Genomic DNA, 23,515 nt, shown 5'->3' with positions numbered 1-23,515 from the left:
GGCGTTTTGGTCATCTTGTGTACCCTTTGGGTGCCGTTGAGTGCCGTTCAGGCGAGCTTGAGGATGCCGTCGATGCGGCGCGGGGCGTTCCAGGGGTTGCCGTCGCGAAGACCCTCGGGAAGCAGGGCGGAGGGCATGTTCTGGTAGCACACCGGGCGCAGGAACCGCTCGATCGCCGAGGCCCCGACCGAAGTGGTGCGCCCGTCCGAAGTCGAGGGGAACGGCCCGCCGTGGACCATCGCATGGCACACTTCCACGCCCGTCGGCCAGCCGTTGACGAGGATGCGGCCGACCTTGCGCTCCAGCACCGGCAGCAGCTTGGCGACTTCGGATTCGTCCTCGGCGTCGAGGATCAGGGTGGCGGTCAACTGGCCTTCCAGCGCGGCGATGACCTTGAGCGCCTCGGCCATGTCGGTCACCGTGATGACCAGCGAGGAGGAGCCGAAGACTTCCGCCCCCAGCGCCGGATCGGCAAGGAAATCGGCCGCCGTGGTACGGAACAGCGCGCCCTGCGCCTGGTACGGGCCAGTCGGCTCGATGCCGCGGGCGAGGGTGGTGACGGCGCCGTGGCCCGCCAGCGCGCTGACGCCCTCGACATAAGCCGAGTGGATGCCCGGCGTCAGCATGTCCTGCGCCACACTGCCGCCCATCGCCGCCGAGGCCGAGGCGAGGAAGGTATCGAGGTCCGGCCCGTCGATGGCGATGACGAGGCCGGGATTGGTGCAGAACTGCCCGGCGCCCATCGTCAGCGAGCCGACGAAGGCCGCGCCCAGCGCCTCTGCCCGCGCGGCGAGGGCGGCGGGGAACAGCACGACGGGGTTGATCGAGCTCATCTCGGCATAGACCGGGATCGGCTCGGGCCGGGCCGCGGCGGTGCGCATCAGCGCCATGCCGCCGGGGCGCGATCCGGTGAAGCCGACCGCCTTGACGCGGTGGTCGGCGACCAGCGCAGTGCCCGCTTCACGCGTGGCGGGCAGGTACGAGAACACGCCCTCGGGCAGATGGCACAGCGCCACCGCGCGCTGGATCGCGCGGGCGACCAGTTCGCCGGTCCCGGGATGGGCCGAGTGACCCTTGACGATGACCGGACAACCCGCGGCGAAGGCGGAGGCGGTGTCGCCGCCCGCGACCGAGAAGGCGAGGGGGAAGTTGCTGGCGCCGAACACCACGACCGGGCCAAGCGCGACCTTGCGCACGCGCAGGTCCGGGCGCGGCAGCGGCGCGCGCTCGGGCAGGGCGGGATCGATGGTGAGGCCCGCCCAGCTGCCTTCACGCAGGACTTGCGCGAAAAGGCGCAGCTGGCCGGCGGTGCGGCCCCGCTCGCCCTCGATACGGGCGCGGGGAAGGCCCGTCTCGGCCATGGCGCGTTCGATCAGCGGTTCGCCGATGCCGACGATCTCATCGGCGATGGTTTCGAGGAACACCGCGCGGGTTTCCGGCTCGGCCTCGGCGAAGGCGATCGAAGCGGCGTCGGCCAGTGCGCAGGCGCGCTCCACTTCGGCGAGACCCGCCGTGGTGAAGCGAGGCTCCAGCGTCGCCCCGGTCGCGGGGTTGATCGCGGCATAGCCCGCCTGCGTCTGCGCTTCTTCGCGGCCGATGAGAATGGCGCCGGTGATCATGATCGGTGTCCTCTTGAACATGGGAATGGTGATGGCCGTCAAAGCGCAAGCGGGGCGCGGCGCATAATGCGCATGGCGGATCGGATTTCGCCCGGATCGCAATGATCGCCCATCGTCCTGCTCCCTTATCGTTGATAGCGCTATCAAACATTGAGTCAGCAAGGTCAAGGGGTTCCGACATGCACCTTGCACATCGCAAATTATAGCGCTAACATTTTGCATGAGCACGCCGCCCAAGGCGCGCCGACAGGGGAGAGATGCGCCAGTGAGCCTTCAGGATTTTGCCGTTTCCCGCCGTGAACTGGTCGCGGGTGGCTCCCCCCTCGCGGCGCTGTCTCTGCTTGGTGCGCCGGGTGTCGAAGCCGCGGCCGCGCAGGTTTCGGGGGCTGATGACCTGCTGTGGTATCGACAGCCCGCGAAGGAGTGGATCGAGGCTCTGCCGCTGGGCAACGGCCGGATCGGCGCTATGGTATTCGGCGGCGTGGCCGAGGAGCGGCTGCAGCTCAATGAGGATACGCTGTGGGGCGGCGGCCCTTACGACCCGGCCAATCCGCAGGCGCGTGATGCGCTGCCGCAAGTGCGCAGGCTGATCTTCGAGGGCCGCTACGACGAGGCGCAGGCGCTCGCCAAGGACAAGGTCATGGGCGTGCCGATGCGGCAGATGTCCTATCAGGGCCTCGGCGACCTCCGGCTCACTTTCCCGGGTCTCGGCGAGCCGGAGGCGGGAAGCTATCGCCGCGAACTCGACATCGATGCCGCGCGTCACACCACGCGCTTTCGGATCGGCGGGGTGGCGCATGAGCGCACGGTGGTCGCTTCTCCGGCCGATCAGGTCGTCGCGGTCCACCTGAAGGCCGGGAAGCGGGGCGCGGTGTCGCTCGACCTGAAGATGACCTCGCCGCAAAGGGCATGGTCGGTGCAGGCGCTGCCGGGCCACGAACTGCCGCTGTCGGGCACCAACAACGAGGGGTTCGGCATCGCCGGTGCGCTGAAGTTCCAGAGCCGGGTGAAGGTGATCGCCAGCGGCGGCAAGGTCTCTGCCGGTGCCGACGTGCTCTCGGTGCGCGGCGCCGATGAAGTCACGATCCTGATCGCCATGGCTACGAGCTATCGCGCTTACGCCGACGTTTCAACGGGCGGCGCATCAAGCTCTACTCGGCGATCTCGTGGGGCTATTGGGGTTTCAACGGGCTCTGGCCGCGCCCTGACCTTGCGACCAAGGAAGTCGAGGCGGCCAAGGCGCTCGGCCTCAACTGCCTGCACTTCCACCGCAACGTCGGCAAGCGCGAGGTGCTCGACCAGCAGGACGAGATGGGCCTGCTGCGCGTGATGGAGCCCGGCGGTGGCCGCTTCGCGATCGCGGGTTACGGCAAGAACGGCGAACTCTCCGACGCTGACCGCTTCGCACGCGACTATCAGGTGGAGAAGTGCGTGGCGATGGTCCGGGCGTTCCGCTCGCACCCCTCGCTGGTGCAGTACACGCTGCAGAACGAGTTGGGCGCGGACCTCGCCAACCCCGACGTCCAGGCGGTGCTGCTGGCGATGCACCGCGCCGATCCGAGCCGCACGGTGATCCTCAACGACGGCTTCGTCCAGCGCGGCGCCTCCCAGGCGATGTACGTGCCTTATAGCGACCGATACTACCGCTCGGACGAGGTCGAGTGGGGTGGCTGGTGGGACAACCACCAGGGCGCGGGCGACCAGTGGTATGACGCCTTCTACAAGAGCCCGGACGACTACATCCACCGCCAGACCGGCAAGCCCTTCATCGTCGAGTTCGGTGAGATGGAAGGCTGCGCCGTCGCCGACGATCACGCCGCCATGGTCGAGACGATCCGCAAGGGCGGCGGCCGCTCCTACGACCTTGCCGACCATGCGGTGATCCTCGCCAATACCGAGGCGTTCCTGGAGCGCTGGGGCTTCCGCAAGGCGTTCCCCACCGCGCAGGAGCTGTTCCTGTCGATCGGCGCCAAGAGCTACGACGCCTGGGCCAACTACATGGAGAACATCCGCATCGGTGACGAGGTGGACGTGGCGGCGATCAGCGGGTGGGAGACCACCGCGATCGAGAACCACTCCGGCATCGTCGACAACTTACGCGGCTTCAAGGCCGACCCGGCGCTGGTGCGCGCCAGCCTGCTGCCGGTGCGCCCCGTCGCCAAGCAGCGCAAGCTGGCTTACGCGGCGGGGGAAAGCGCGGTGCTCGACCTGTTCCTGTTCAACGATACCGGCAAGGCCGTGAGCGGCGAACTGGCGCTGTCCCTGCGCGATCCGCAAGGCGCGGTGATGGAACTGGGGCGCTATCCGGTGGGGGCCACGGCACCGGACCGGTTCAGCCAGCTGGTCGCACGCGAAGTCACGACGCCTGCTCTGGCGCGAGAGGGGGAGTGGCAGGTGCACCTGTCCTTTTCCGGCGCTCCGGGCGCGAGCTTCACGCGCAATCTGTGGGTGGCGGGGCTGCCCGCTCAGGTGGCATCCGGGCGCCGTATCGCCGTCTCCGGGATCGCGCGTAGTCTTCGGGCGCAGCTAGAGGCGCTGCCCGGCCTCCGGCTGGAGGAGTTCCGGCCGGGGCAGCGGTACGATCTGGTCATCGCCTCGGGTCTCAAGGCGGACGAGATCGCCCGTCGCCAGATCGGCGAGCAGACCGGCCTCGAAGCGCAGCCGAAGAAGGGCGAGAAGCCGAATCTGGTGCTCGGCGAACTGTCGTCGCAGGTGCTGGCCGCCGTGCGCTCGGGCACACCGCTGCTGGCGTTGGTGCCGGAGGACGGTTTGTCCGAAGGCGTGGCGCGGCAACTCGCGGACCTCGGCCTGCTGGAGTTCAAGGGCACCGTGGGTGACATCCGCGCGCCGTGGATGGGCAACTGGAACTACTTGCGCGCGCATCCGCTGTTCGCCGGCATCCCGGCGGACCGGGCGGCGGGGATCTTCCATCAGGTCGACGGACGCCTTTCCAACGGACTGCTGGTGGATGGGCCGGGCGTCGAGATCGTCGCGGGCTACAGCCGCGATCATGATCGCCACAACGGCGCGGCAACGCTGGTGGCCGCGAACAAGGGGATGCGCGCGGTGGTCCACCGCATGCCGGATATGGTGGCGCCGCTGCAGCGCCGTTTCCTCGCCAATGCCATCGCATGGCTGGCGGAACAGGGGAGGACTTCGTGAACCACAAGCTGATCTTTGCGGCGCTCGTCGCACCTGCCATGCTGAGTGCGCCCGCCATGGCCCGCACCGTCCACGTCGATCCGGCGAAGGCGGGTGCTTTCCACACCGTCCAGTCCGCCATCGACGCGGTGGCGGCCGAGGGCGGCAAAGTGCTCATCGCGCCGGGAACCTACCGCGAGAAGCTGACCGTCAGCGCCGCCGGCGTCACGCTGGCGGGCACCGGCAGACGGCCGGACGACGTCGTCCTCGTCTACGGCGATTCCGCCATGACGGCAGGCGGCACCTTCAAGTCCGCGACCCTGAGCGTGACCGGCGCGTCCTTCACCCTGCGCAACCTGACTGTGGCGAACGACTGGTGGCTCGATCCCACGCATGCGCCCTCGCAGGCGGTGGCGGTCTCATTGACCGGCGACGCGGCGGTGGTGTCGAACGTGCGGATGCTCGGTCATCAGGACACGCTGTTCGTCAACGACGGGCAGGGCGGGAAGGAAACCCGCGCCTACTTCGAAAACTGCTACATCGCCGGTCACGTCGACTTCGTGTTCGGCAATGCCAAGGCGTTCTTCCGCAAGTGCCAATTGCACGGCGAGGCGCACGAATCCGTCATGTACACCGCCCAGAGCCGCAACGCGCCGGACGAGGACAGCGCCTTCGTGTTCGAGGATTGCCGCCTCACCGCCGATCCGGCGGCGCGCAACGTCTCGCTCGGGCGGCCATGGCGCGATTACGCCTCGGTCGTATTCCTCGCGCCGGTGCTCGATACGTCGCTCGCGCCGGGCGCGTTCACCGAATGGACGCCGGGCAAGACCAACAAGTTGCCGACTACCCGCTACGCCCTCTACGCGCCGGTCGGACCGGGCACGTCGGGGCTGACACTGGCGAAGGAAGCGACCTGGCTCGATGCCGAAGGCGCGGAGCGCTGGCGATTGGAGCGTTTCTTCGGCGACGATATCGGCTGGATAGCGCGAGGCCTGAAGCGCTAGGCCGCGCAGGCCGATGTACCGGCGGAGGCAAAAGTCTCGATCGGGGCCGGGCGGGCGAAGAGGTAGCCCTGGCCGAGCTTGCAGCCCATCTCCGCCAGCTTGCGGCGTTGCTCTTCGGTCTCGACGCCCTCGGCCACGACCTGCTTGCCGAGGCCTTGGCCAAGCCCGATGATGGCGCGGATGATCGCCTCGCTCTGGCCGTCGTCCTCGAACAGGCCGAGGGTGAACGAGCGGTCGATCTTGAGCACGTCGAAGGGCAGGTGCTTGAGATGGATCAGCGAGGCATAGCCGGTGCCGAAGTCGTCGAGCGCCACCGTCACGCCCGCCTCATGCAGCAGGTCGAGCGCCTTGGCGGTCTCGTCCACCGCGCGGCCGAGCACGAAGTCCTCGGTCACCTCGATGCACAGGCGTTCGGGCGCGATGCCATAGTCGCGTATCCGCGCCAGCAGGCGGGCGGCGGCGTGGGGGCTGTCGAGCTGTGCGGCGATCAGGTTGACCGAGAGCTTGGGGATCCGCTCCGGGTGGTCCCGCAAGGCGGCGAGGCCCATGTCCAGCACGTGCTGCTGCACCGCAAGGCCCAATTTGCGCTCGTTCAGCATGTCGCCGAAGACGGCCGGTGTCATCAGCCCGTGGACCGGGTGCTGCCAGCGCAGGAGCGCTTCGTAGGATCCGATCGCGCCGGTATCGATATCGACGATGGGCTGGTAATGGAGCGAGAATTCGGCGCGTTCGATGCCCTGGCGCGCTTCCAGTCCGAACAGCTGCCGGCTGTCCAGCTGCTCGCGCAAGTGCGGGGCGTAGTCGAGCAGGCGTCGGCGGCCTTCCTGCTTGGCCTGATAGAGCGCGAGGTCGGCGTTCTTGGCGAGCACATCGGGTTCGGCGGCATCCTGCGGGAAGCAGGCAAGGCCGATGCTGAGCGACAAGGCCCAGCTGCGGCCGCCGTGCGTCAGCGTCGCACCCTGCAGTTCGTCCAGCGCGCGGCGGATGCGCAGTTCCGCCACGGGGTCCCACGGCAGCAGGATCGCGAACTCGTCACCGCCTATGCGCGAGACGTGCGCGGACGGACCACCTGCGGCGACGAGGCCCCGTCCGACCTTGCCGAGCAGCAGGTCGCCGCCGTCATGGCCGAGGCGGTCGTTGATGTGCTTGAGATGATCGACGTCGATCAGCAGCAGCATGAAGGGGGAGCGTGCGGCATCCTCGCACATCGTGCGCAGCGCGGACTGAAAGGCGGCGCGGTTGCCGAGGCCGGTCAGGTAGTCGGTCTGGGCGGCGCGGCGGAAGGTCTCGCTCTCGACCTGGGCGACCTTGCGGGCCTGCTCGGCGGTGTCGCGCTCCTTGCCGAGCAGGCGGAAGCGGTCGGCGATGGCGAGCGACAGGGCGATCGATTCGAACGCGAGCGCGGCGAAAGTGGCCATATCGACCACGTCGTCCTGCACCGTGATCCCGAAATTGCGGCTTACGCGCAGCGCGAAGACCGAGAGCACCGGGGTCCACCCGGCAAGGTAGAACCACACGACACGGCTGCGTGCCCGCAGGGCGATGCCTATGCCGACGCCGACGCTGGCGGCGCTGAGGACGAAGACCACGTTGAGCCAGCGGTCCAGCACGACCGGCGCAGCGACGGGGACGAAGGCGGCGAGAACGCCGACCACCATGTTGAGGCAGGCGCAGATCTTCCCCCACCGCACCAGCCAGCGCGGCAGCACGCCTTCCTCGATGACGGCTAGGAAGAACATGTTCCCCGCCGCGATCAGTCCGGCAACGAGCAGATAGTCGGTCGTCACCGCGAACGGGCCGACATATTCGGGGAAGGCGAAGGCCAGCACGTTGGTCCAGGTCAGGCCGTAGGCGAGGACCAGCAGCGACCACACGAGATACCAGCGCTGGAAGACCAGTCGCTGGCCGGTGTAGATCAGCAGGTTGTAAGCGAACGCGGAGAAGATGGCGCCCGCGAACACACCCATCAGCGCCAGCCAGATGCCCTCGAGCCGCAGCAGGCTCTGCGGGCTCATCGCCGAAAGTTTGCGCATCAGCGAAAGGTCGTCGAGGTTGCGGTAGCCGATGTAGACATCGCGGACGCGGGCGCCCGGCGGATCGACGGCGAAGCGTAACATGCCCCCCAGCGCCCAGTGGTCGCCGACGGCGCCGGGCGCGATCGTGGCGGTGCGGGTGCGGCCTTGGGTATCGACCACCAGCATGGTCATGCGCTCGAACCGGCTCTGGTCGGTCATCAGGAGCCAGCCCGAAGGCAGGCCGGTCAGCATGCGCGGATCGCGCAGCTTCAGCCATGCCCAGCCCTTGGCGTAGGCGGGATGGTCAGGCACGCGGGTGCAGTCGAAGTTCAGCCGCGCGACCGAGGCGGCATTGGCCGGATAGTCCGCCGGCGCGGTGGCATAGCAGACGTCGGAGCGCATCCGGACGATCTCCGCTCGCGCGGAAGACGTCCAGAACAGCGCCGCCAGAAGCAGCCAAACGAAGACGAGATGCGACCTAACCGGCATGCCCCAACCTTGATCAGGGCCATACGTATAAACCGAAGGTCACTAGAAATGGTTAACGGCAGCGACCGACCGAAGCGATTCGGCGCAATCTATGAGGACAAAAAATACCCCGCGGCGGGCATTTCCTGTTAGCCAGCCTCATCAGCTTGCCGGGAACCTATCTTTTCATGATCAGTCACAATGCCGCCCGCGACCTGCCCATCGCGATCGTGGGAGGAGGGTTCAGCGGGACGCTGCTGGCGATCAACCTGCTGCGCTACGGCGTCAAGGTCGCCCTGATCGAGCGTAATTCCGCCCAGCTTGCCAAGGGCGTGGCGTTCGGTACGCGGCGGCCGGAGCATCTGCTCAACGTGCGCGCCTCCAACATGAGCGCGTTCCCCGACGATGCGAAGCACTTCGCCCGCTGGATGGATTTCGCCGACGCCGACGAGGCGAACCGCTTCGTGCCGCGCCTGACTTACGGGACCTACTTGCGTGAACTGCTGGTCGAGGCGCTGGCGAAGGCCGGTCCCGACGCGCAGGTCATCGACGGCGAGGCATGCTCGGTCGATTTCGGCGACGGCGCGGCGCATGTTCGGCTGGCCGACGGCGACGTCGTCGATTGCCGCGCGGTGGTGCTGGCCCTGGGCAACTTCCCGCCCGCGCCGCATGGCGTGCTGGAGGGGCTGCCGGGGCACCTCTACAGTCCCGATCCCTGGGATCGCTCGGCGATCGAGGGCCTCGCCGCGCTCGACCACGTCCTCGTGGTGGGCAGCGGGTTGACGGCGGCCGACGTGGTGCTGTCGCTGGAAAGCTCGGGGTTCGGCGGCAAGGTCACGGTGCTTTCGCGCCGGGGGCTCAAGCCGCTCGCCCACGCCGAGAGCGGGCCGGTGGTGGTTCCCATTTCCGACCCCGATCTGCGCGGCGCGGACCTCGTCCGCGCCGTGCGGCGCCGGGCGGAGGAGATCGGCTGGCGCGGCGCGGTGGATGCTCTGCGACCCCACACCCAGAACATCTGGCGCCGCCATTCGACCGCCGCGCAGGCCCGCTTCCTGCGGCATCTGCGGCCATATTGGGACATTCACCGCCACCGCCTCGCCCCCTCGGTCGCGCAGCGGCTGGAAGCGATGGAGAGCGCCGGGCGGCTGCAGTACGTGGCTGGCAAACTGTGCGGAGCCGACGAAGCCGGCGGGCAGGCGGTGGTGCACTATCGCCCGCGTGGTCAGGACGGCATCGAGGCGATCGCGGTGGACCGCGTGTTCAACTGCGCCGGGCCGGACGGCGACTTGCGCCGGGTGGAGGCGCCGGTCCTGACGCATCTGCTCGAGGCGGGACATGTTCGCGGCGATGTCCATGGCCTTGGGGTGGACGTCGACCATCTCGGCCGGGTGCGCGATGCCGCTGGCAATGCGCAGGACCGCCTGCTCGCGGTCGGGCCGATCACCAAGGGGGAGGCCTGGGAGATCGTCGCCGTGCCCGATATCCGGCGTCAGGTGTGGGGCCTTGCCCGCTTCCTCGCCGACGAGCACTGGGTCGGCGGCGAGGGACTTTGAAGCAAGGTCAGGCGCCGGTGGTGACGGTCTGGCGAGCGGGCAGGGCGGCGAGGATCGTCTCGCTCTCGGTGCGGCTGAGCCAGTCGGGGCTGGCCTCGAAGAACAGCACCGTCGCGTCGGGCGCGAGGGCAAGGATGGCGGGCTGGTCGATCTCGTAGCTGCCTGTTCCCAGTGTCGCGCCGATCCAGGGCTGGCCGTGCGGGACGGCGGGTTGCTCGTCAGGCAGGAAGGTAATGCCAAGTTGGCGGCCGAGCGCATAACCGGGGTCCGATGCCACGGTGAAGCCCAGGCCATGGCGCGCGATCAGGTCCCGGTCGACCGGGACCTGCGCGCTGACCGCGATCAGGCGAATGCCGCGGGCGCGCAGTTCGGGCAGCAGCGTCTCGTTGTACCACGGCAGCGCGATGTTGCAGGCGGGGCACCCACCGAAGCGGAAGAACACGAGCACCGCCGGGCCATCCGCAAGAATCGTGTCGCGCGTGAGTTCGCGCCCGTCCTGATCGATCAGCGCAAAGGGTTCGACGGTGTCGCCAGCCTTCGGTTGCGCGGACGGATCGTGCCGCTCGACGAGCACCCGGCGCTGCGCTGCATTGCGTTCCAGCTGCTCGGCGCTCCAGGTGCGCTCGCGTTCGGCCTGCAGCGCGGCGAAGCGGTCGTTCAGGGTTTCGGTCATCGGTAAGCCTCATCGTTGATCGCATCCAAAACTATGGAAAGCCCGGCACCGCGACCAACGAGAAGCCTTGAGAGCCGCTTGAGATTATCGAATAAGCAGCGCCATCAGTTGGGAAGCCCGGCGACCACCTCGCGCGCCAGTGTGGCAAGCTGGTGGGTGGGCCCGTCGAGCCCCGGCGCGGTATGCAGCACACAGGAGACATGCGGCAGCGAGGGCAGGCCGACGTCTCCCAGCGGCGCGTCGCGCAGGAACATCCCGGTGCGGCAGGTAAGGCCGAGCCCCGCATCCACCGCCGCGCGCAAGGTGGTGAGATTGGGCGTCTCCACGGTTATGCGGAACGGGCGCCCGGCATCCTCCAGCGCGCGGATCGCCGCTTCCCGGAAGCGGCAGGGCGTCTCCAGCACGGCGAGGGGGATCGTCTCGTGCGCGGCCAGTTCCTCCTTGCCGAACCACGACATGGGCGCGGTGGTCACCGCATTGCCGTCATTCGGAGCGGCAAATCCCAGCACGATGTCGAGTTGCCGCCGCTCCAGCAGGTCGAGGAGTTCCGCCGTGCCCGCAACTCGCGAGTAGAGTTCGGCCTCCGGGTGCAAGTCCGCGAACTGGGCGAGGAGGCCGGTCAGGAGCAGTTCCGCGAAATCCTGTACCATGCCGATCCGCGCCGGCCCGGCGAAATGCCCGGCGGTGACCGCCGCGACCGCTTCGTCATGCAGGGCGAGCACCTTGCGTGCATAGTCGAGCATCAGGTCGCCGTGCGCCGTCAGCGCAAGGCGGCGTCCCTCACGGTGAAACAGCGACTGTTGCAGCAGCTCTTCGAGTCGCTTGATCTGGAGGCTGAGCGCCGACTGGCTTACGAAAACCCGCTCCGAAGCATGAAGCATCGAGCCGGTATCGACGATCGCAACGAAGCTGCGCAGAAGGTTTGTCGGGAGATTCACGGGCATCGGCGGGCTTTCAAGATTCGTGTGATGGCCAGGATTCGTATGATGGCCAGCATGCATCCATGCGTTATGACTTATTCTCAATCAAAATAGTAGAGATTTAGGTGGGGCAAGCAATTCTGTCCCCATGCCCTTTTTCTGCTTTCGGCCCGGTTTTCCGCACGTCCGGGCGTCGGATGAGCGTTTCGAGGCGCCATTATGAGCGTTGCTGATAGGTCGGCACAACATTCTCCATTGAATTGGTAGACATTCAGGTGCCAGTTTCGGGTCATGACCACACGAGGCACTTCGTCCATGTCCGCATTCACCCGATTGGCCCGCTCGCTGTATTCTGCCCGCTGGCTCTCGCCGCTGTTGCTGCTGGCGGTGCTCGAGGCCGGTTCCCGGTCCGGCCTTATTCCCGAGCGGACCCTCGCGGCGCCTTCGCAAGTGCTGGCGACGCTCTGGGCGATGACGGTGTCGGGCGAACTGACCGACAACCTCGCCGTTTCCTTCCTGCGGATCATCGCGGGCCTGGCGATCGGCGTGACCACCGGGATTGTGCTGGCGCTCGTCGCCGGGCTGTCGCGGCAGGGCGAGGTCGCGGTCGATCCGCTCATGCAGATCAAGCGTACGATCCCGACGCTGGCGCTGACGCCGCTGTTCATCGTCTGGTTCGGTATCGGCGAGACGCCCAAGATTGCGCTGATCGCTTTCGCCTCGATCTTCCCGGTCTACCTCAACCTTTACGGCGGTATCCGCGGGATCGACGTGCGCCTGCTCGAAGGCGCGCGCAGCCTGGGCCTCAGCCGCGCAGCGCAGGTCTGGCATGTAATCCTGCCCGGCGCGCTGCCTGCGCTGCTGGTGGGCTTGCGTTATTCGCTCTCGGTCTCGGTGCTGGTGCTGGTCGTGGCGGAGCAGATCAACGCCACTGCGGGCCTCGGCTACCTCATCAACAACGCGCGTGACTTCATGCGCACGGACATCATCCTGGTGTGCCTGATGGTCTACGCCGTGCTGGGCCTTGCCGCCGACGGACTGGTCCGCGCGGTCGAGAGCCGCGCGCTCGTCTGGCGCCCCTCCATCGTTTCCCAATGAACCTGTTGCGTGAACCCGCTCCCCGAAAGGACCCTGCCGTGGATGCTCGCCTGAACCACTTTACCTCGCCCGCCGCGCCCGCCGTGACGTCCGAACCCGTCGTCAGTCTGCGCGATTTCACCCGCCGCTTTGGCGACAACACCATCATCTCGGGTCTGAACCTGCAGATCGCGGCGGGCGAGTTCGTCATCCTCCTCGGTCGTTCCGGCTCGGGCAAGACCACCCTGCTGCGCACGCTGGCCGGCCTCGATCCGGTAGAAGGGCAGGACGTGACCATCCCCGGTTCGCGCGCCGTGGTGTTCCAGGACGCCCGCCTGCTGCCGTGGAAGAAAGTGTGGCGCAACGTCGCCCTCGGCCTCAAGCGCGGTAATGCGCGCCAACTGGCGGAAGAGGCGCTGCAGGAAGTCGGCCTCGGCCACCGTCTCGAAGCCTGGCCGCTGACGCTTTCGGGCGGCGAAGCGCAGCGCGTTGCCCTTGCCCGTGCGCTGGTGCGTGAGCCGCAATTGCTGCTGCTCGACGAACCCTTCGCCGCACTCGACGCCCTGACCCGGCTCAGGATGCACGAACTGGTGTTGTCGCTGTGGCGTCGTCATCGCCCGGCGGTGCTGATGGTGACGCATGACGTCGACGAAGCCATCGCGCTCGCTGACCGCATTGTCCTGCTCGACGGCGGAAAAATCGTTGCGCAGGAGCGAATTACCGCCGCGCGCGGCCCCGAGCGTGCGACCGTGGCGGCGCCGTTGCGCAAGCGCCTGCTCGATGCCTTGGGCGGTGTGGTCGAGGAACGGCCTGCCGGGGAGATCGTCGCGCTGCATGCCGGAGCGCGCCCGTGAACGCGTTCTCTCCGATTGCAACCGCCACGGACCTGTCGCCGCTGCGCCGGTTCGTGACGGACTTCGCCGCATTGCTTGAAGGCACAGACGACCTCGACCTGATTCTGAACGATGGCGGCGCCTTGCTGGCCCGGCTGGTCGAGCAGGGCGGCTGGCTGCCGGACGAATATGCCGAGCCGCATCCCGAACGTTACCAGCAATATCTCCTCCACTGCGATAGCGCCGAGCGCTTCAGCGTGGTGTCGTTCGTCTGGGGGCCGGGGCAGGCGACGCCGATCCACGACCACCGCGTCTGGGGCCTCGTAGGGGTACTCAACGGCACCGAGAGGGTACAGAGCTTCCTTCACCGCGACTTTGACGGCGCCCTGGTGCAGCACGGCGCGACCCGGACGCTCCATCCCGGCGAAGTCGAGGCGATCGACCCGCGCGAGGGAGATATCCACCGCGTCGAGAACGGCCATGCCGATCGTACCTCGATCTCGATCCACGTCTACGGCGCCAACATCGGCGCGGTCGAGCGCGCCACTTACCGCGCCAGCGGCGAGGAGCGGCCGTTCATCTCCGGCTACGCCAACACCACGCTGCCCAATCTCTGGGATCTTTCGAGGAAAGCATGACCGTCACCCCCTATCAGGTCCGCAGCGCGCTTCTGGCGCGCAGCGAAATCGCGCTGATCGACGTGCGCGACGAGCACCCCTTCGCCGGTGGCCACCCGCTGTTCGCCGCGCAGATCCCGGCGGCGCGCATCGCCGCGGAAGCGGCATGGCGCATTCCGCGCAAGGACGTGCCGGTCGTCGTCTACGATGACGGCGAGGGCCTTGCCGCCGCTGCGGCCGGGGAACTGCGCGGGCTCGGGTTCACGAACGTCGATCTGCTCGACGGTGGCCTGCAGGGCTGGCGCGAGGCGGGCTACGAGCTGTTCGAGGACGTCAATTCCTACTCCAAGGCATTCGGCGAACTCGTCGAGCATCGGCGCGGCACGCCTTCGCTCCCGGCCGAGGACGTGCAGGCGCTGATCGACGAGAAGGCCGACATCGCCATCCTCGACGCGCGCCGTTTCGACGAATACGCGACGATGAGCATCCCCGGCGGCCGCAGCGTGCCGGGCGCCGAACTGGTGCTGCGCGCACCCGTCGCCGCGCCCGATCCGGACACCACGATCATCGTCAACTGCGCGGGCCGCACCCGCAGCCTGATCGGCGCGCAGTCGCTCATCAATGCGGGCCTGCCCAACCGCGTCTTCGCGCTGCGCAACGGCACCATCGGCTGGACCCTCGCAGGGCAGCAGCTGGAGCACGGGCGGCAGGAGAGTGTCGAAGTCGGCGGCGACGTGGATGAAGCCCGCGCCCGCGCCCGCGAAGTCGCCTACCGTGCCGGTGTGCGCCGGATCGACGCCGCGCAGCTTGCCGCGATCGAGGCGGAGACGCACCGCACCCTCTACCGCTTCGACGTGCGCCAGCCGGACGTCTACGCCGCCGGGCACCTTCCGGGCTTCCGCAATGCCCCCGGCGGCCAGTTGGTGCAGGAGACCGACCACTTCGCCCCCGTGCGCGGCGCGCGCATCGTCCTTGCCGACGACCTCGGCCCGCGCGCGGACATGACCGCTTCGTGGCTCGCGCAGCTGGGCTGGGAGGTGCTGGTGCTGGAAGCTGACTTCACCGCCCTTGAAACTGGCCCGCTCGAAACTGGCCCCGACGGCGCCCCCCCGCCGCGCGGACCCGAGGGCCGCTACAAGCGCCCTTACGAGGGCACCGACAATCCCAAGGCCGCCATGCAGGCCTATCTCGACTGGGAATACGGCCTTGTCGCGCAGCTTCAGCGCGACGGCACCCACGGCTTCTTCGTCATCTGAAATCATAACCGGAGTTCACCGCAATGACCGTCAAGTTCATCGGCTACATCGGCTTCAACGACACCTCGGAAATCCACAACGCCACTCGCTCGCGCGTGCTCGACCGCGAGTATGTGGACGCCGCCGCGATCGAGCAGGAGCGGGGCGGCTTCGACCGCGTGCTGATCCCGTTCGGCTCGGCCTCGCCCGAAAGCCAGATCGTCGCGGCGCATGCGGCGGCGATCACCAGCAAGCTGGGCTTCCTTGTCGCGCACCGCCCGGGCTTCACGCAGCCGACGCTCGCGGCGCGCCAGTTGGCGACGCTCGACCAGCTTTCGGGCGGGCGCGTCGCGGTCCACATCATCACCGGCGGCGCCGATGAGGAGATGGCGCGCGATGGCGATGTCGGCACCACGAAGGCCGAACGCTACGCCCGCACCGACGAATACCTGGGCATCCTGCAGCGCGAATGGAATTCGGCGCAGCCGTTTGACCATTCGGGCCGCTTCTACCAGGCGCGCGGCGCCTTCGCGGCGATCAAGCCGGACAACCTGCCGGTGTTCTTCGGCGGCTCCTCGCCCGAGGCGATCGAAGTCGCGGGCCGTCATGCCGACGTCTATGCCCTGTGGGGCGAGACGCTGGAGCAGGTCGGCGAGGCGGTGCGCACCGTGCGACACGCTGCCGCGCAGCATAACCGCTCGCCCGGTTTCTCGCTCTCGCTGCGCCCGGTGATCGCCGATACCGAGGAAGCCGCCTGGAAGAAGGCCGACGCCATCGTCGAGCAGGTCCGCGCCAACCGCGAGGCGGCGGGTCTGCCGACGTCGGGCCACCGTCCGCCCAATGCGGGTTCGCTGCGCCTGCTGGAAACCGCCGCTTCGGGGCGCCGCGACTCGCGCCTGTGGACCGGCGTTGCCGCGCTGACCGGCGCTGCGGGCAATTCCACCGGCCTCGTCGGCACGCCAGAGCAGGTCGCCGAGGCGCTGCTGGAATACTACGACATCGGCATCGACCACTTCCTGATCCGCGGCTTCGAGCCGCTGGCCGATGCGATCGACTATGGCCGCGAACTGATCCCGCTGGTGCGCGAGAAGGTGGCCGAGCGCGATGAGCGCAAAGTCGCGCTGGCGGGGTGATCGGGCGGTGTGGGCTAGGGCCGACGGGGCTTCGACAAGCTCAGCCTGAGCGGGTTTGGAGGTAGCTATCGGCCGGCACAGCTCGCTTGGCGGCGGCGGTTTACTCCCACCCCGCTCACCCTGAGCTTGTCGAAGGGGCAGGCGCGACCTCGCCGCATAAACCCATTGGCACAACTCACTTTCACATCAGCCAATCGCGTTGGTCCGTCCCGCTCCCGCCGCATAGCCTGACCTCACGACATAGGAGGAATTGACATGGCAGACAGACAGCTCAAGCTCGGCTTCATCCTGCACGGCGTCGGCCCCGGCTGGGACGACTGGCGCCACCCCGACGCGCAAGTGGACGCCAGCACCAGCCTGCCGTTCTATGTGCGGCAGGCGCAGGCGGCGGAGCGCGGCAAGTTCGACTACCTGTTCGTGGCGGACAGCGTCTCGATCAACGCGCGCTCCTCGCCGCACTACCTCAACCGCTTCGAGCCGCTGACGATCCTCTCCGCCGTCGCGGCGGTGACCGACAGGATCGGCCTCGTCGCCACCTCCACCGTCAGCTACAACGAGCCGTTCAATCTGGCGCGCCAGTTTGCATCGCTCGATCACCTGAGCGGCGGGCGAGCGGGGTGGAACGTGGTCACATCGTGGCTGGCGGGCAGCGCCGACAACTACGGCAAGGCCGAGCACCTCGGCCATGCCGAGCGCTACCGCCTTGCCGACGAATACCTCGATGTCGTCAAGGGCCTGTGGGACAGCTGGGAAGACGACGCACTGGTGCGCGACAAGGCCAGCGGCCAGTTCCTCGACGCCGACAAGCTGCACGAACTGGGCCACAAGGGCGAGTTCCTGTCGGTGAAGGGGCCGCTCAACATCTCGCGCTCGCCGCAGGGGCAGCCGGTGATCTTCCAGGCGGGTTCGTCCGAGGACGGCCGCACGTTCGCCGCGCGCCATGCCGAGGCAATCTTCACCCATCAGGAGGATCTGGCCGAGGGGCAGGCGTTCTACGCGGACCTCAAGGCGCGGGCGCGCGGTTTCGGGCGCGATCCGGAGAAGCTGTTCATCCTGCCCGGCGCGCGGCCGGTGGTCGGCTCGACCGAGGAGGAGGCCGAGCGCCTGCACGGCGAATTGGCGGGCCTCGTCAGTCTGGAGAACGCGCTGCGGGCACTGGGGCGTTCGTTCAACGACCACAACTTCAGCCAGTACGACCCCGATGGCGCCTTCCCCGCGCATGTCGCCGAGGAAGGCCGCAAGAGCAACCAGAGCGCATCGGAAAAGGTGCTCGCCGCCGCCGCGCAGGGGCTGACGCTCAGCCAGATCGCGCTTCGGGTGGCGACGCCCAAGGGCGGGTTCGTGGGCACGCCCGAGCAGCTCGCCGACCGCTTCCAGCTGTGGCTGGAGAAGCGGGGCTCGGACGGTTTCAACTTGTTCGAATCGCTGCCCGGCCAGCTGGAGGTCTTCGTCGATCAGGTCGTGCCGATCCTGCAGCAGCGCGGGATCTACAAGCAGGATTATGCAGGCAAGACCTTCCGCGAGAACCTGGGCCTCGACGTGCCCGTCAACCGCAATACCGCCGCGCGCCTGACCCGCTCGGCCGCCTGAAACGAGAAGAGAGGAAACACGACAATGGCTACTTCCGCTTCCACATTCGATACCGCCAACGCGGGCCTCGTCATCCGTCCCGTGCAGCCGACGATCGGCGCCGAGATCGAGGGCGTCGATCTGTCCAAGCCGCTGACCGACGAATTGCGCGCGGCGATCCGCGCTGCCGTGCTCAAGTGGAAGGTCGTGTTCTTCCGCGACCAGTCCATCGACGACGCGCAGCAGGCGGCTTTCGCGGCGAACTTCGGCCCGCTCTACACGCACCCGACCACCCGGCACGACGCGGCGAACAAGGAAGTCCACGCGATCGCCGCGAAGCATGACCGCGAGTACGAGAAGAAGCTCGGCTACAAGGTCAAGCCGGGCGAGGCCTATCACTCCGACACCAGCTGGCGTCTGGTCCCGACCTGGGGCGCGGTGCTGCGCGACGTGAACCTGCCCGAAGTGGGCGGCGACACGATCTGGGTGGACGCCGCGCTTGCCTATGAAACGCTGCCCGAGGAGCTGAAGCAGCGCCTCGAAGGCAAGCATGTGACGCACAATTTCGTGCCCGCGCTGGAACTCTCGGGCCACGAATACCCCATTGTGGCGCACAAGATCGTGCGCACGCACCGCGAGACGGGGCAGAAGATCCTGTGGGTCAACTTCTCGCAGCAGCCGCAGATACTGGGCGTCGAACTGTCCGAGAGCCGCGAACTGCTGGAGGAAGTGCTGCGCCAGTACAAGCGGCCCGACGTGCAGGCGCGCTTCTCTTGGCGGCCGGGGACGGTTGCGTTCTGGGACAACCGTGCCAGCGTGCACTTCGCGGTGCGCAATTACGGCGACTTCCCTCGCGAACTGCACCGTATCCTGATCGCCGACGAACCCTTGTGGACGGATCTCTGATTGATGCTCGACAGACGTAACCTGCTTGCAGGACTTGGTACGACTTTCGCCCTGGCTGCTTGCGGCCGGGGCGGAGGCGCAGACACCGGCCTGCTGCGCGTGGGCAGCCAGAAGGGCGGCACCAAGGCGCTGATGCTGGCCTCGGGCGCGCTCGACGGGGCGCCCTACAAGATCGAGTGGTCGGAATTTCCGGCCGCGCAGAACCTGCTCGAAGCGCTCGGCAGCGGGGCGGTGGACGTGGGGCTGGTGGGCGATGCGCCGTTCCAGTTCGCCTATCAGGCGGGCAGTCCGATCAAGGCGATCGGCGCACAGACCACGCAGGAACGCACCGAGGGCGCGCTGGCGCTGATCGTGCCCAAGGCCTCGACCATCCACGGCCCCAAGGACCTCAAGGGCAAGCGCATCGCCACCGGGCGCGGCAGTGTCGGGCATTATCTGGTGCTGCGGGCTATGGCGGCGGCGGGCCTTGGCGCGAAGGACGTGACGATCACCTTCCTCTCCCCCAGCGACGCGCGCGCCGCGCTGCAGACCGGCGCGGTGGACGGTTGGTCGACCTGGCAGCCTTACGTCGCGGCGGCTCTCGCGGAGGGCAACCGCATCGCCATCGACGGGCGCGGCTTCTCGCAAGGGTACGGCTTCGACATCGCGCCCGAAAGCGCGATCAAGGCCAAGCGCCCGCTGCTCGACGACTTCCTCAAGCGCGAGGGCAAGGCGCTGCAGTGGGCCAGCACCCACATCGATGAATTCGCCAAGGTCCTCGCCGCCGAGACGGGTTTGCCCCTGCCGATCGCGAAGGAATTCGCGGGGCGCGGTGCCCGTCTGCCGGTGCCGATCGATCAGGGCGTGATCGACAAGCAGCAGCTGGTGCTCGATACCTTCCGCCAGTTCGGAGAGGTCAAGGGCGACCGCCCGCTGGCGGCTGCCTTCGCCCCGGTGGGGTAAGCGCCTTCGTCATTGCGAGCGCAGCGAAGCAATCCAGGGCGGCTTATCCTGCCCTGGATTGCTTCGCTGCGCTCGCAATGACGAAGGGTAGATGGCTTCGACGACCTCTGAAAACAGCCGAACCTGTATCAAGAAAAACTTGAGAACCCATAAGAGATCGCAATTTCTACTAAATCAGTAGACATGTCATGAAGCTCCGGACAGACCACAAGTTCAGGGGCCATTCCAGGTGAAAATTCTCAAGTCCGCCGCGCTTGCCGCCAGCGTATCGTTCGTTCCTTTCGGCGTGGCGCATGCTGACGAGGCGCCCTCCGTGGCGATCCCGGTGGCGACTGCGGATGCCGCCGCGGAAGCTGCGGACGCCGCCGAGGGCAGCGCCATCATCGTTACCGGCGCGCGCGGGCACAGTCAGCGCTCGGTCGCCGACAGCCCGGTTCCCGTCGATGTCATCGGCCCGGCGGAGTTGAAGTCCACCGGCCGCACCGGCCTCAAGGAAATCCTCGGCAATATCATCCCCTCGCTGACGATGCCGGCGCTCGGTGGTGGCGGTACGTCCGCGAGCGTCCGTCCGATCGCGATCCGGGGGCTCTCGGGCGACTATGTGCTCGTCCTCGTCAACGGCAAGCGGCGTCACACGACTTCGCTGATCAACAACCTTTCGCGCGTTTCGGGCGGCTCTACGCCGGTGGACATCGACCTCATCCCGACCAGCGCCGTCGGCCGTATCGAGGTCCTGCGTGACGGCGCTGCGGCGCAGTACGGCTCGGACGCGATTTCCGGCGTCATCAACATCATCCTCGACAATACGAAGCAGGGCGGCGACCTCTCGCTCACCGGCGGGCAGCAGTACGAGGGCGGCGGCGATCTCTACCAGGTCGCGGGTTCCTACGGCGCAGGGATCGGCGACGGCGGCTTCGTGCGGATCGCGGCGGAGGCCAAGTACCACGACCGTGCCAAGTCCGTCGCCGAGGCAATCCCCTACGTCTACCCGCTCGTGAACGGCCAGCCCGACCCGCGCGAGGCCGATGCCGATCACGTCATCGCCGGCGGTTACGGGCGTTCGAACCGGGACAAGATCGTCAACACCAGCTACAACGCCGAACTGCCGCTGGGTGATGACACGACGCTCTATTCGTTCTCGACGCTGAGCTATCGCAACATCAAGGACGCGCGCGGCGCATACGTGGCGTCGCCGACGGGCTACGGCGGGCAGGCGAATGCGCAGGGCTCGTCAGTGCTGCCGGACCTCTATCCAGCGGGCTTCCAGGCCTATCGGCGCATCTGGGAGTGGGACTGGCAGGCGGCTCTCGGCCTGCGCACGCAGCTGGCGGGCTGGGCGGTCGACCTGTCCACCAGCTACGGCCGTGATGCGGTGAAGCTGGGGGCGGAGAACACGCTCAACCCCTCGCTCGGGCCGGACAGCAAGGCCGACTTCTTCATGGGCCGCCAGAAGCAGGACCTGTGGGTCAACAACATCGACGTCAGCCGCGAGTTCGAGGTCGGTTTCGCCAAGCCGCTCAACGTCGCCTTCGGTGTCGAGCACCGCTGGGAGCGCTTCCAGAACGTTGCGGGCGAGCCCGACAGCTACCGCGACGGCGGCTACGTGATCCCCGACGATGGCTCCGCGTTCGGAGACCTCTATGCGGGCCGCTCGCCGTCGCCGGGCCTCGTCTCGTTTACCGGAACCTCGCCCGCTGACGCGACGAGCCTTTCGCGCAACAATCTCGCCGCCTATCTCGATCTTGCGACCGACGTGACGCCGGGCTGGTTCGTGGGCCTCGCCGGGCGGTTCGAGCACTATTCGGACAGTGCGGGCAACACCTTCAGCGCCAAGGCCAGCACCCGTATCGAACTGGCGCCGGGGCTGGCGGTGCGCGGCGGCGTCAACACCGGCTTCCGCGCGCCGTCGCTGGCGCAGACCGGGTTCTCGACCACGCAGAACACCGTGACCGTGATCGGCGACGAGCGTGTCTCGACCACCTCCAAGTTCCTTCCGGTCAACTCCGTCGCGGCACAGGCGCTGGGCGCGAAGCCGCTCAAGCCGGAGAAGTCGCTGAACTTCACCGCCGGCCTGACTTACGAGAACGGCCCGCTGCGCTTGACGGTGGACGCCTACCAGATCCGCATCGACGACCGCATCGTGAAGACCGAGTTCCTCGGCACGGCCTCCAACGGCGGCTCGGCGGTGAAGGCGATCCTGGAGGCGAACGGCGTGGACGATGTCGACAGCGCGCAGTTCTTTACCAATGCGATCGATACGCGCACGCGCGGCATCGACGTGGTGGGCGAGTATACGCTGGACACGACCTCGCTCGGCACGTTTCGCCTGAGTGCCGCCTACAGCTACAATCGCACGAAGATCCTGCACGTCATCGACAATCCGGCTGAGCTGAGCAGCCTCAACGTCACGCTGTTCGGGCGGCAGGCACAGCGCGACCTCGTCGTCGCTCTGCCGCGCAGTAAAGTGGTGCTGACGAGCAACTGGTCGTCCGGCCCGGTCAAGGCGCTGCTGCGCGCGACGCGCTTCGGGCAGTACACCGAGTCCAGCAACGTCGCCGCATCGGACCGGACGTTCGGAGCGAAGTGGGTGACCGATGCGGAGGTCGGCTACCAGTTCACCGAGGCGCTCGACCTGGCGGTAGGCGCGAACAATCTGTTCAACGTGCGCCCCGACAAGAACGGCGCGATCGCCTGGGATGGTTCGGGGCAATACGGCGGCTTTGCGCCCTTTGGCCTCAACGGCGGGTTCTGGTATGCGCGGATCGGCCTGAAATTCTGACTATCAACCCAACGCACGATGCAGCCGGTCCGGACCCGAAGGGGTGCGGGCCGGCTCGCCGCGCAGGGTGAGCAGGGCCTCGGCTGCGGCGTGGGTGTGATCGTCATCCACGTCGAGCGCCTGCGAGCCGTCGAGCATCACCACCGGCTTCAGGCGCTGCCCGATGCGGCGCGAAACGCGCTCGGTCGCATCGCTCAGGCTGCTGGCCCGCAGGCGCAGCATGATCAGGTTGACGAAGCCGAACGCCCGCAGCACGCCGAGCGCATTGCCTGCGAAGCGCCCGCCGCCGCGGAACACTTCCACCGCGCGCAGCGCCTCGGGATCGGCGGCGGCGTAGAGGTTGCAACTGGCATAGGCGCCATCCGCGAACTCGAGGAACGGGTGCGCATGCTGTGGATGGGCGGCGAGAACCGCGTCACGCGGCGCCATGGCGAAGGCGGCGTCGGAAGAATCGAGCGCGGCGATCATCGCATCGATGGAAGCAGGCGTCAGGAGAGCATGGTCGGCCGTCGTCACCAGCAGCGGACCGTCCCAGCCCTGCGCCGCCGCCAGCACGCTGTCGACGAGGTTCTCCCGCGCCTCGACCAGCTTGGCGATGCCCCGGCCGGGTAGCTGGGAGAGAACGTCGAACAGTCCCTCGAACGCCTCTCGCTCGACGGATATGGCCAGGCTTTCGACTGCCGGGTGGATGGCGGCAGTCTGCAGCACGTGCGCGACCAGGGGGCGACCATCCAGCGGCACGAGGCACTTGTGGCTCATGCCGAAACGACGGGCCAGAGCGTCCGTCTCGCGCGGGTGTCGACCGGCGAGCACGATCATGCGCACCGGCGGTCCGGCGTATTTCTGCCCTGCCACATGAGCGGCGGACGCGGCGTGCGTCAGAGTATCCATGGCCGGCCCTTATCGATGAGCGATGTGACGTCTCGGTGAACTTCGCCGTTGAAAGCCCGTGAATTTGCCGCAGGATTTCGCAGGGATGATTTGCACTGTCTTCCATTTGACCACCGTGCCAAGAAGCGTGGCTTGAAAAT

18 protein-coding genes are annotated in these 23,515 nt (G+C 67.7%); 13 read left to right on the top strand and 5 right to left on the bottom strand.

Annotated features, from left to right (window positions below):
• Positions 1–47: 47 nt before the first annotated feature.
• Complete coding sequence (locus tag QRN25_RS07400; RefSeq protein WP_285018297.1) at positions 48–1,619, bottom strand: aldehyde dehydrogenase (NADP(+)); 1,572 nt, start codon at positions 1,617–1,619, stop codon at positions 48–50.
• A gap of 265 nt (positions 1,620–1,884) precedes the next feature.
• Here QRN25_RS07400 and QRN25_RS07395 point away from each other — a divergent pair, with 265 nt between their 5' ends.
• From QRN25_RS07395 to QRN25_RS07385, 3 genes are read left to right on the top strand one after another with little or no spacing between them, the layout of a single operon-like run.
• On the top strand, positions 1,885–2,949 hold the full coding sequence (locus QRN25_RS07395) for a glycoside hydrolase family 95 protein (protein WP_285018295.1): 1,065 nt from the start codon (positions 1,885–1,887) through the stop codon (positions 2,947–2,949).
• On the top strand, positions 2,910–4,781 hold the full coding sequence (locus tag QRN25_RS07390; protein WP_285018293.1) for a hypothetical protein: 1,872 nt from the start codon (positions 2,910–2,912) through the stop codon (positions 4,779–4,781). The genes QRN25_RS07395 and QRN25_RS07390 overlap by 40 nt, the downstream gene beginning before the upstream one ends.
• A complete protein-coding gene (locus QRN25_RS07385) occupies positions 4,778–5,764 on the top strand; it encodes a pectinesterase family protein (RefSeq protein WP_285018291.1) in 987 nt (328 codons plus the stop codon). The genes QRN25_RS07390 and QRN25_RS07385 overlap by 4 nt, the downstream gene beginning before the upstream one ends.
• Here the strand turns inward: QRN25_RS07385 and QRN25_RS07380 are convergent.
• On the bottom strand, positions 5,761–8,268 hold the full coding sequence (locus QRN25_RS07380) for a putative bifunctional diguanylate cyclase/phosphodiesterase (RefSeq protein WP_285018289.1): 2,508 nt from the start codon (positions 8,266–8,268) through the stop codon (positions 5,761–5,763). The two genes, QRN25_RS07385 and QRN25_RS07380, sit on opposite strands and share 4 nt — an antisense overlap.
• 167 nt (positions 8,269–8,435) lie before the next feature.
• Between QRN25_RS07380 and QRN25_RS07375 the strand changes: the two genes are divergently transcribed.
• Complete coding sequence (locus QRN25_RS07375; protein ID WP_285018288.1) at positions 8,436–9,800, top strand: FAD/NAD(P)-binding protein; 1,365 nt, start codon at positions 8,436–8,438, stop codon at positions 9,798–9,800.
• Positions 9,801–9,807: 7 nt separating this feature from the next.
• Here QRN25_RS07375 and QRN25_RS07370 read toward each other — a convergent pair whose 3' ends face one another.
• Positions 9,808–10,473: a peroxiredoxin-like family protein gene (locus QRN25_RS07370; RefSeq protein ID WP_285018287.1), complete on the bottom strand. Its 666-nt coding sequence runs from the start codon at positions 10,471–10,473 to the stop codon at positions 9,808–9,810.
• Positions 10,474–10,577: 104 nt separating this feature from the next.
• Positions 10,578–11,417, bottom strand: coding sequence for a LysR substrate-binding domain-containing protein (locus QRN25_RS07365; protein WP_036523180.1), 840 nt, complete (start codon positions 11,415–11,417; stop codon positions 10,578–10,580).
• Positions 11,418–11,708: 291 nt separating this feature from the next.
• Here QRN25_RS07365 and QRN25_RS07360 point away from each other — a divergent pair, with 291 nt between their 5' ends.
• From QRN25_RS07360 to QRN25_RS07320, 9 genes are all read left to right on the top strand, one after another.
• Positions 11,709–12,491 (top strand): ABC transporter permease, encoded by a 783-nt coding sequence (locus tag QRN25_RS07360; RefSeq protein ID WP_285018286.1) that lies wholly within the window; start codon positions 11,709–11,711, stop codon positions 12,489–12,491.
• Between the two features lie 38 nt (positions 12,492–12,529).
• Positions 12,530–13,324, top strand: coding sequence for an ABC transporter ATP-binding protein (locus tag QRN25_RS07355; RefSeq protein WP_271181862.1), 795 nt, complete (start codon positions 12,530–12,532; stop codon positions 13,322–13,324).
• A complete protein-coding gene (locus QRN25_RS07350; RefSeq protein ID WP_271181861.1) occupies positions 13,321–13,941 on the top strand; it encodes a cysteine dioxygenase family protein in 621 nt (206 codons plus the stop codon). The genes QRN25_RS07355 and QRN25_RS07350 overlap by 4 nt, the downstream gene beginning before the upstream one ends.
• Positions 13,938–15,176 carry a rhodanese-like domain-containing protein gene (locus QRN25_RS07345; protein WP_285018285.1) on the top strand — a complete coding sequence of 413 codons (1,239 nt, stop codon included), beginning with the start codon at positions 13,938–13,940 and terminating at the stop codon, positions 15,174–15,176. The genes QRN25_RS07350 and QRN25_RS07345 overlap by 4 nt, the downstream gene beginning before the upstream one ends.
• Positions 15,177–15,199: 23 nt before the next feature.
• Positions 15,200–16,288, top strand: a complete 1,089-nt coding sequence (locus QRN25_RS07340) for an LLM class flavin-dependent oxidoreductase (protein WP_285018284.1) — start codon at positions 15,200–15,202, stop codon at positions 16,286–16,288.
• A gap of 255 nt (positions 16,289–16,543) precedes the next feature.
• Entirely contained in the window at positions 16,544–17,878 is a 1,335-nt protein-coding gene (locus QRN25_RS07335) for an LLM class flavin-dependent oxidoreductase (RefSeq protein WP_285018283.1), read from the top strand.
• A 24-nt stretch (positions 17,879–17,902) separates the two neighbouring features.
• Positions 17,903–18,763 (top strand): TauD/TfdA dioxygenase family protein, encoded by an 861-nt coding sequence (locus tag QRN25_RS07330; protein ID WP_285018282.1) that lies wholly within the window; start codon positions 17,903–17,905, stop codon positions 18,761–18,763.
• 3 nt (positions 18,764–18,766) lie between these two features.
• Positions 18,767–19,705 carry an ABC transporter substrate-binding protein gene (locus tag QRN25_RS07325; RefSeq protein ID WP_285018281.1) on the top strand — a complete coding sequence of 313 codons (939 nt, stop codon included), beginning with the start codon at positions 18,767–18,769 and terminating at the stop codon, positions 19,703–19,705.
• Between the two features lie 229 nt (positions 19,706–19,934).
• Positions 19,935–22,484 (top strand): TonB-dependent receptor plug domain-containing protein, encoded by a 2,550-nt coding sequence (locus QRN25_RS07320; protein ID WP_285018280.1) that lies wholly within the window; start codon positions 19,935–19,937, stop codon positions 22,482–22,484.
• Between the two features lie 3 nt (positions 22,485–22,487).
• Here the strand turns inward: QRN25_RS07320 and QRN25_RS07315 are convergent, their stop codons facing one another.
• A complete protein-coding gene (locus tag QRN25_RS07315) occupies positions 22,488–23,375 on the bottom strand; it encodes a nucleotidyltransferase family protein (protein ID WP_285018279.1) in 888 nt (295 codons plus the stop codon).
• Between the last annotated feature and the right edge of the window lie 140 nt (positions 23,376–23,515).

It is taken from the genome of Novosphingobium sp. fls2-241-R2A-195, assembly GCF_030209485.1.
GTDB lineage: Bacteria > Pseudomonadota > Alphaproteobacteria > Sphingomonadales > Sphingomonadaceae > Novosphingobium > Novosphingobium resinovorum.
The sequence above is the reverse complement of the archived record's forward strand: the minus strand, read 5'-3'. Positions and strand labels throughout refer to the sequence as shown.

Excerpts from the sequence above, each read along its gene's own strand:
- QRN25_RS07365 (WP_036523180.1), bottom strand. The coding sequence starts at position 11,417 with ATGCCCGTGAATCTCCCGACAAACCTTCTGCGCAGCTTCGTTGCGATC.
- QRN25_RS07340 (WP_285018284.1), top strand. The coding sequence starts at position 15,200 with ATGACCGTCAAGTTCATCGGCTACATCGGCTTCAACGACACCTCGGAA.
- QRN25_RS07370 (WP_285018287.1), bottom strand. The coding sequence starts at position 10,473 with ATGACCGAAACCCTGAACGACCGCTTCGCCGCGCTGCAGGCCGAACGC.
- QRN25_RS07400 (WP_285018297.1), bottom strand. The coding sequence starts at position 1,619 with ATGATCACCGGCGCCATTCTCATCGGCCGCGAAGAAGCGCAGACGCAG.
- QRN25_RS07335 (WP_285018283.1), top strand. The coding sequence starts at position 16,544 with ATGGCAGACAGACAGCTCAAGCTCGGCTTCATCCTGCACGGCGTCGGC.
- QRN25_RS07380 (WP_285018289.1), bottom strand. The coding sequence starts at position 8,268 with ATGCCGGTTAGGTCGCATCTCGTCTTCGTTTGGCTGCTTCTGGCGGCG.
- QRN25_RS07330 (WP_285018282.1), top strand. The coding sequence starts at position 17,903 with ATGGCTACTTCCGCTTCCACATTCGATACCGCCAACGCGGGCCTCGTC.
- QRN25_RS07345 (WP_285018285.1), top strand. The coding sequence starts at position 13,938 with ATGACCGTCACCCCCTATCAGGTCCGCAGCGCGCTTCTGGCGCGCAGC.
- QRN25_RS07315 (WP_285018279.1), bottom strand. The coding sequence starts at position 23,375 with ATGGATACTCTGACGCACGCCGCGTCCGCCGCTCATGTGGCAGGGCAG.
- QRN25_RS07325 (WP_285018281.1), top strand. The coding sequence starts at position 18,767 with ATGCTCGACAGACGTAACCTGCTTGCAGGACTTGGTACGACTTTCGCC.
- QRN25_RS07375 (WP_285018288.1), top strand. The coding sequence starts at position 8,436 with ATGATCAGTCACAATGCCGCCCGCGACCTGCCCATCGCGATCGTGGGA.
- QRN25_RS07360 (WP_285018286.1), top strand. The coding sequence starts at position 11,709 with ATGTCCGCATTCACCCGATTGGCCCGCTCGCTGTATTCTGCCCGCTGG.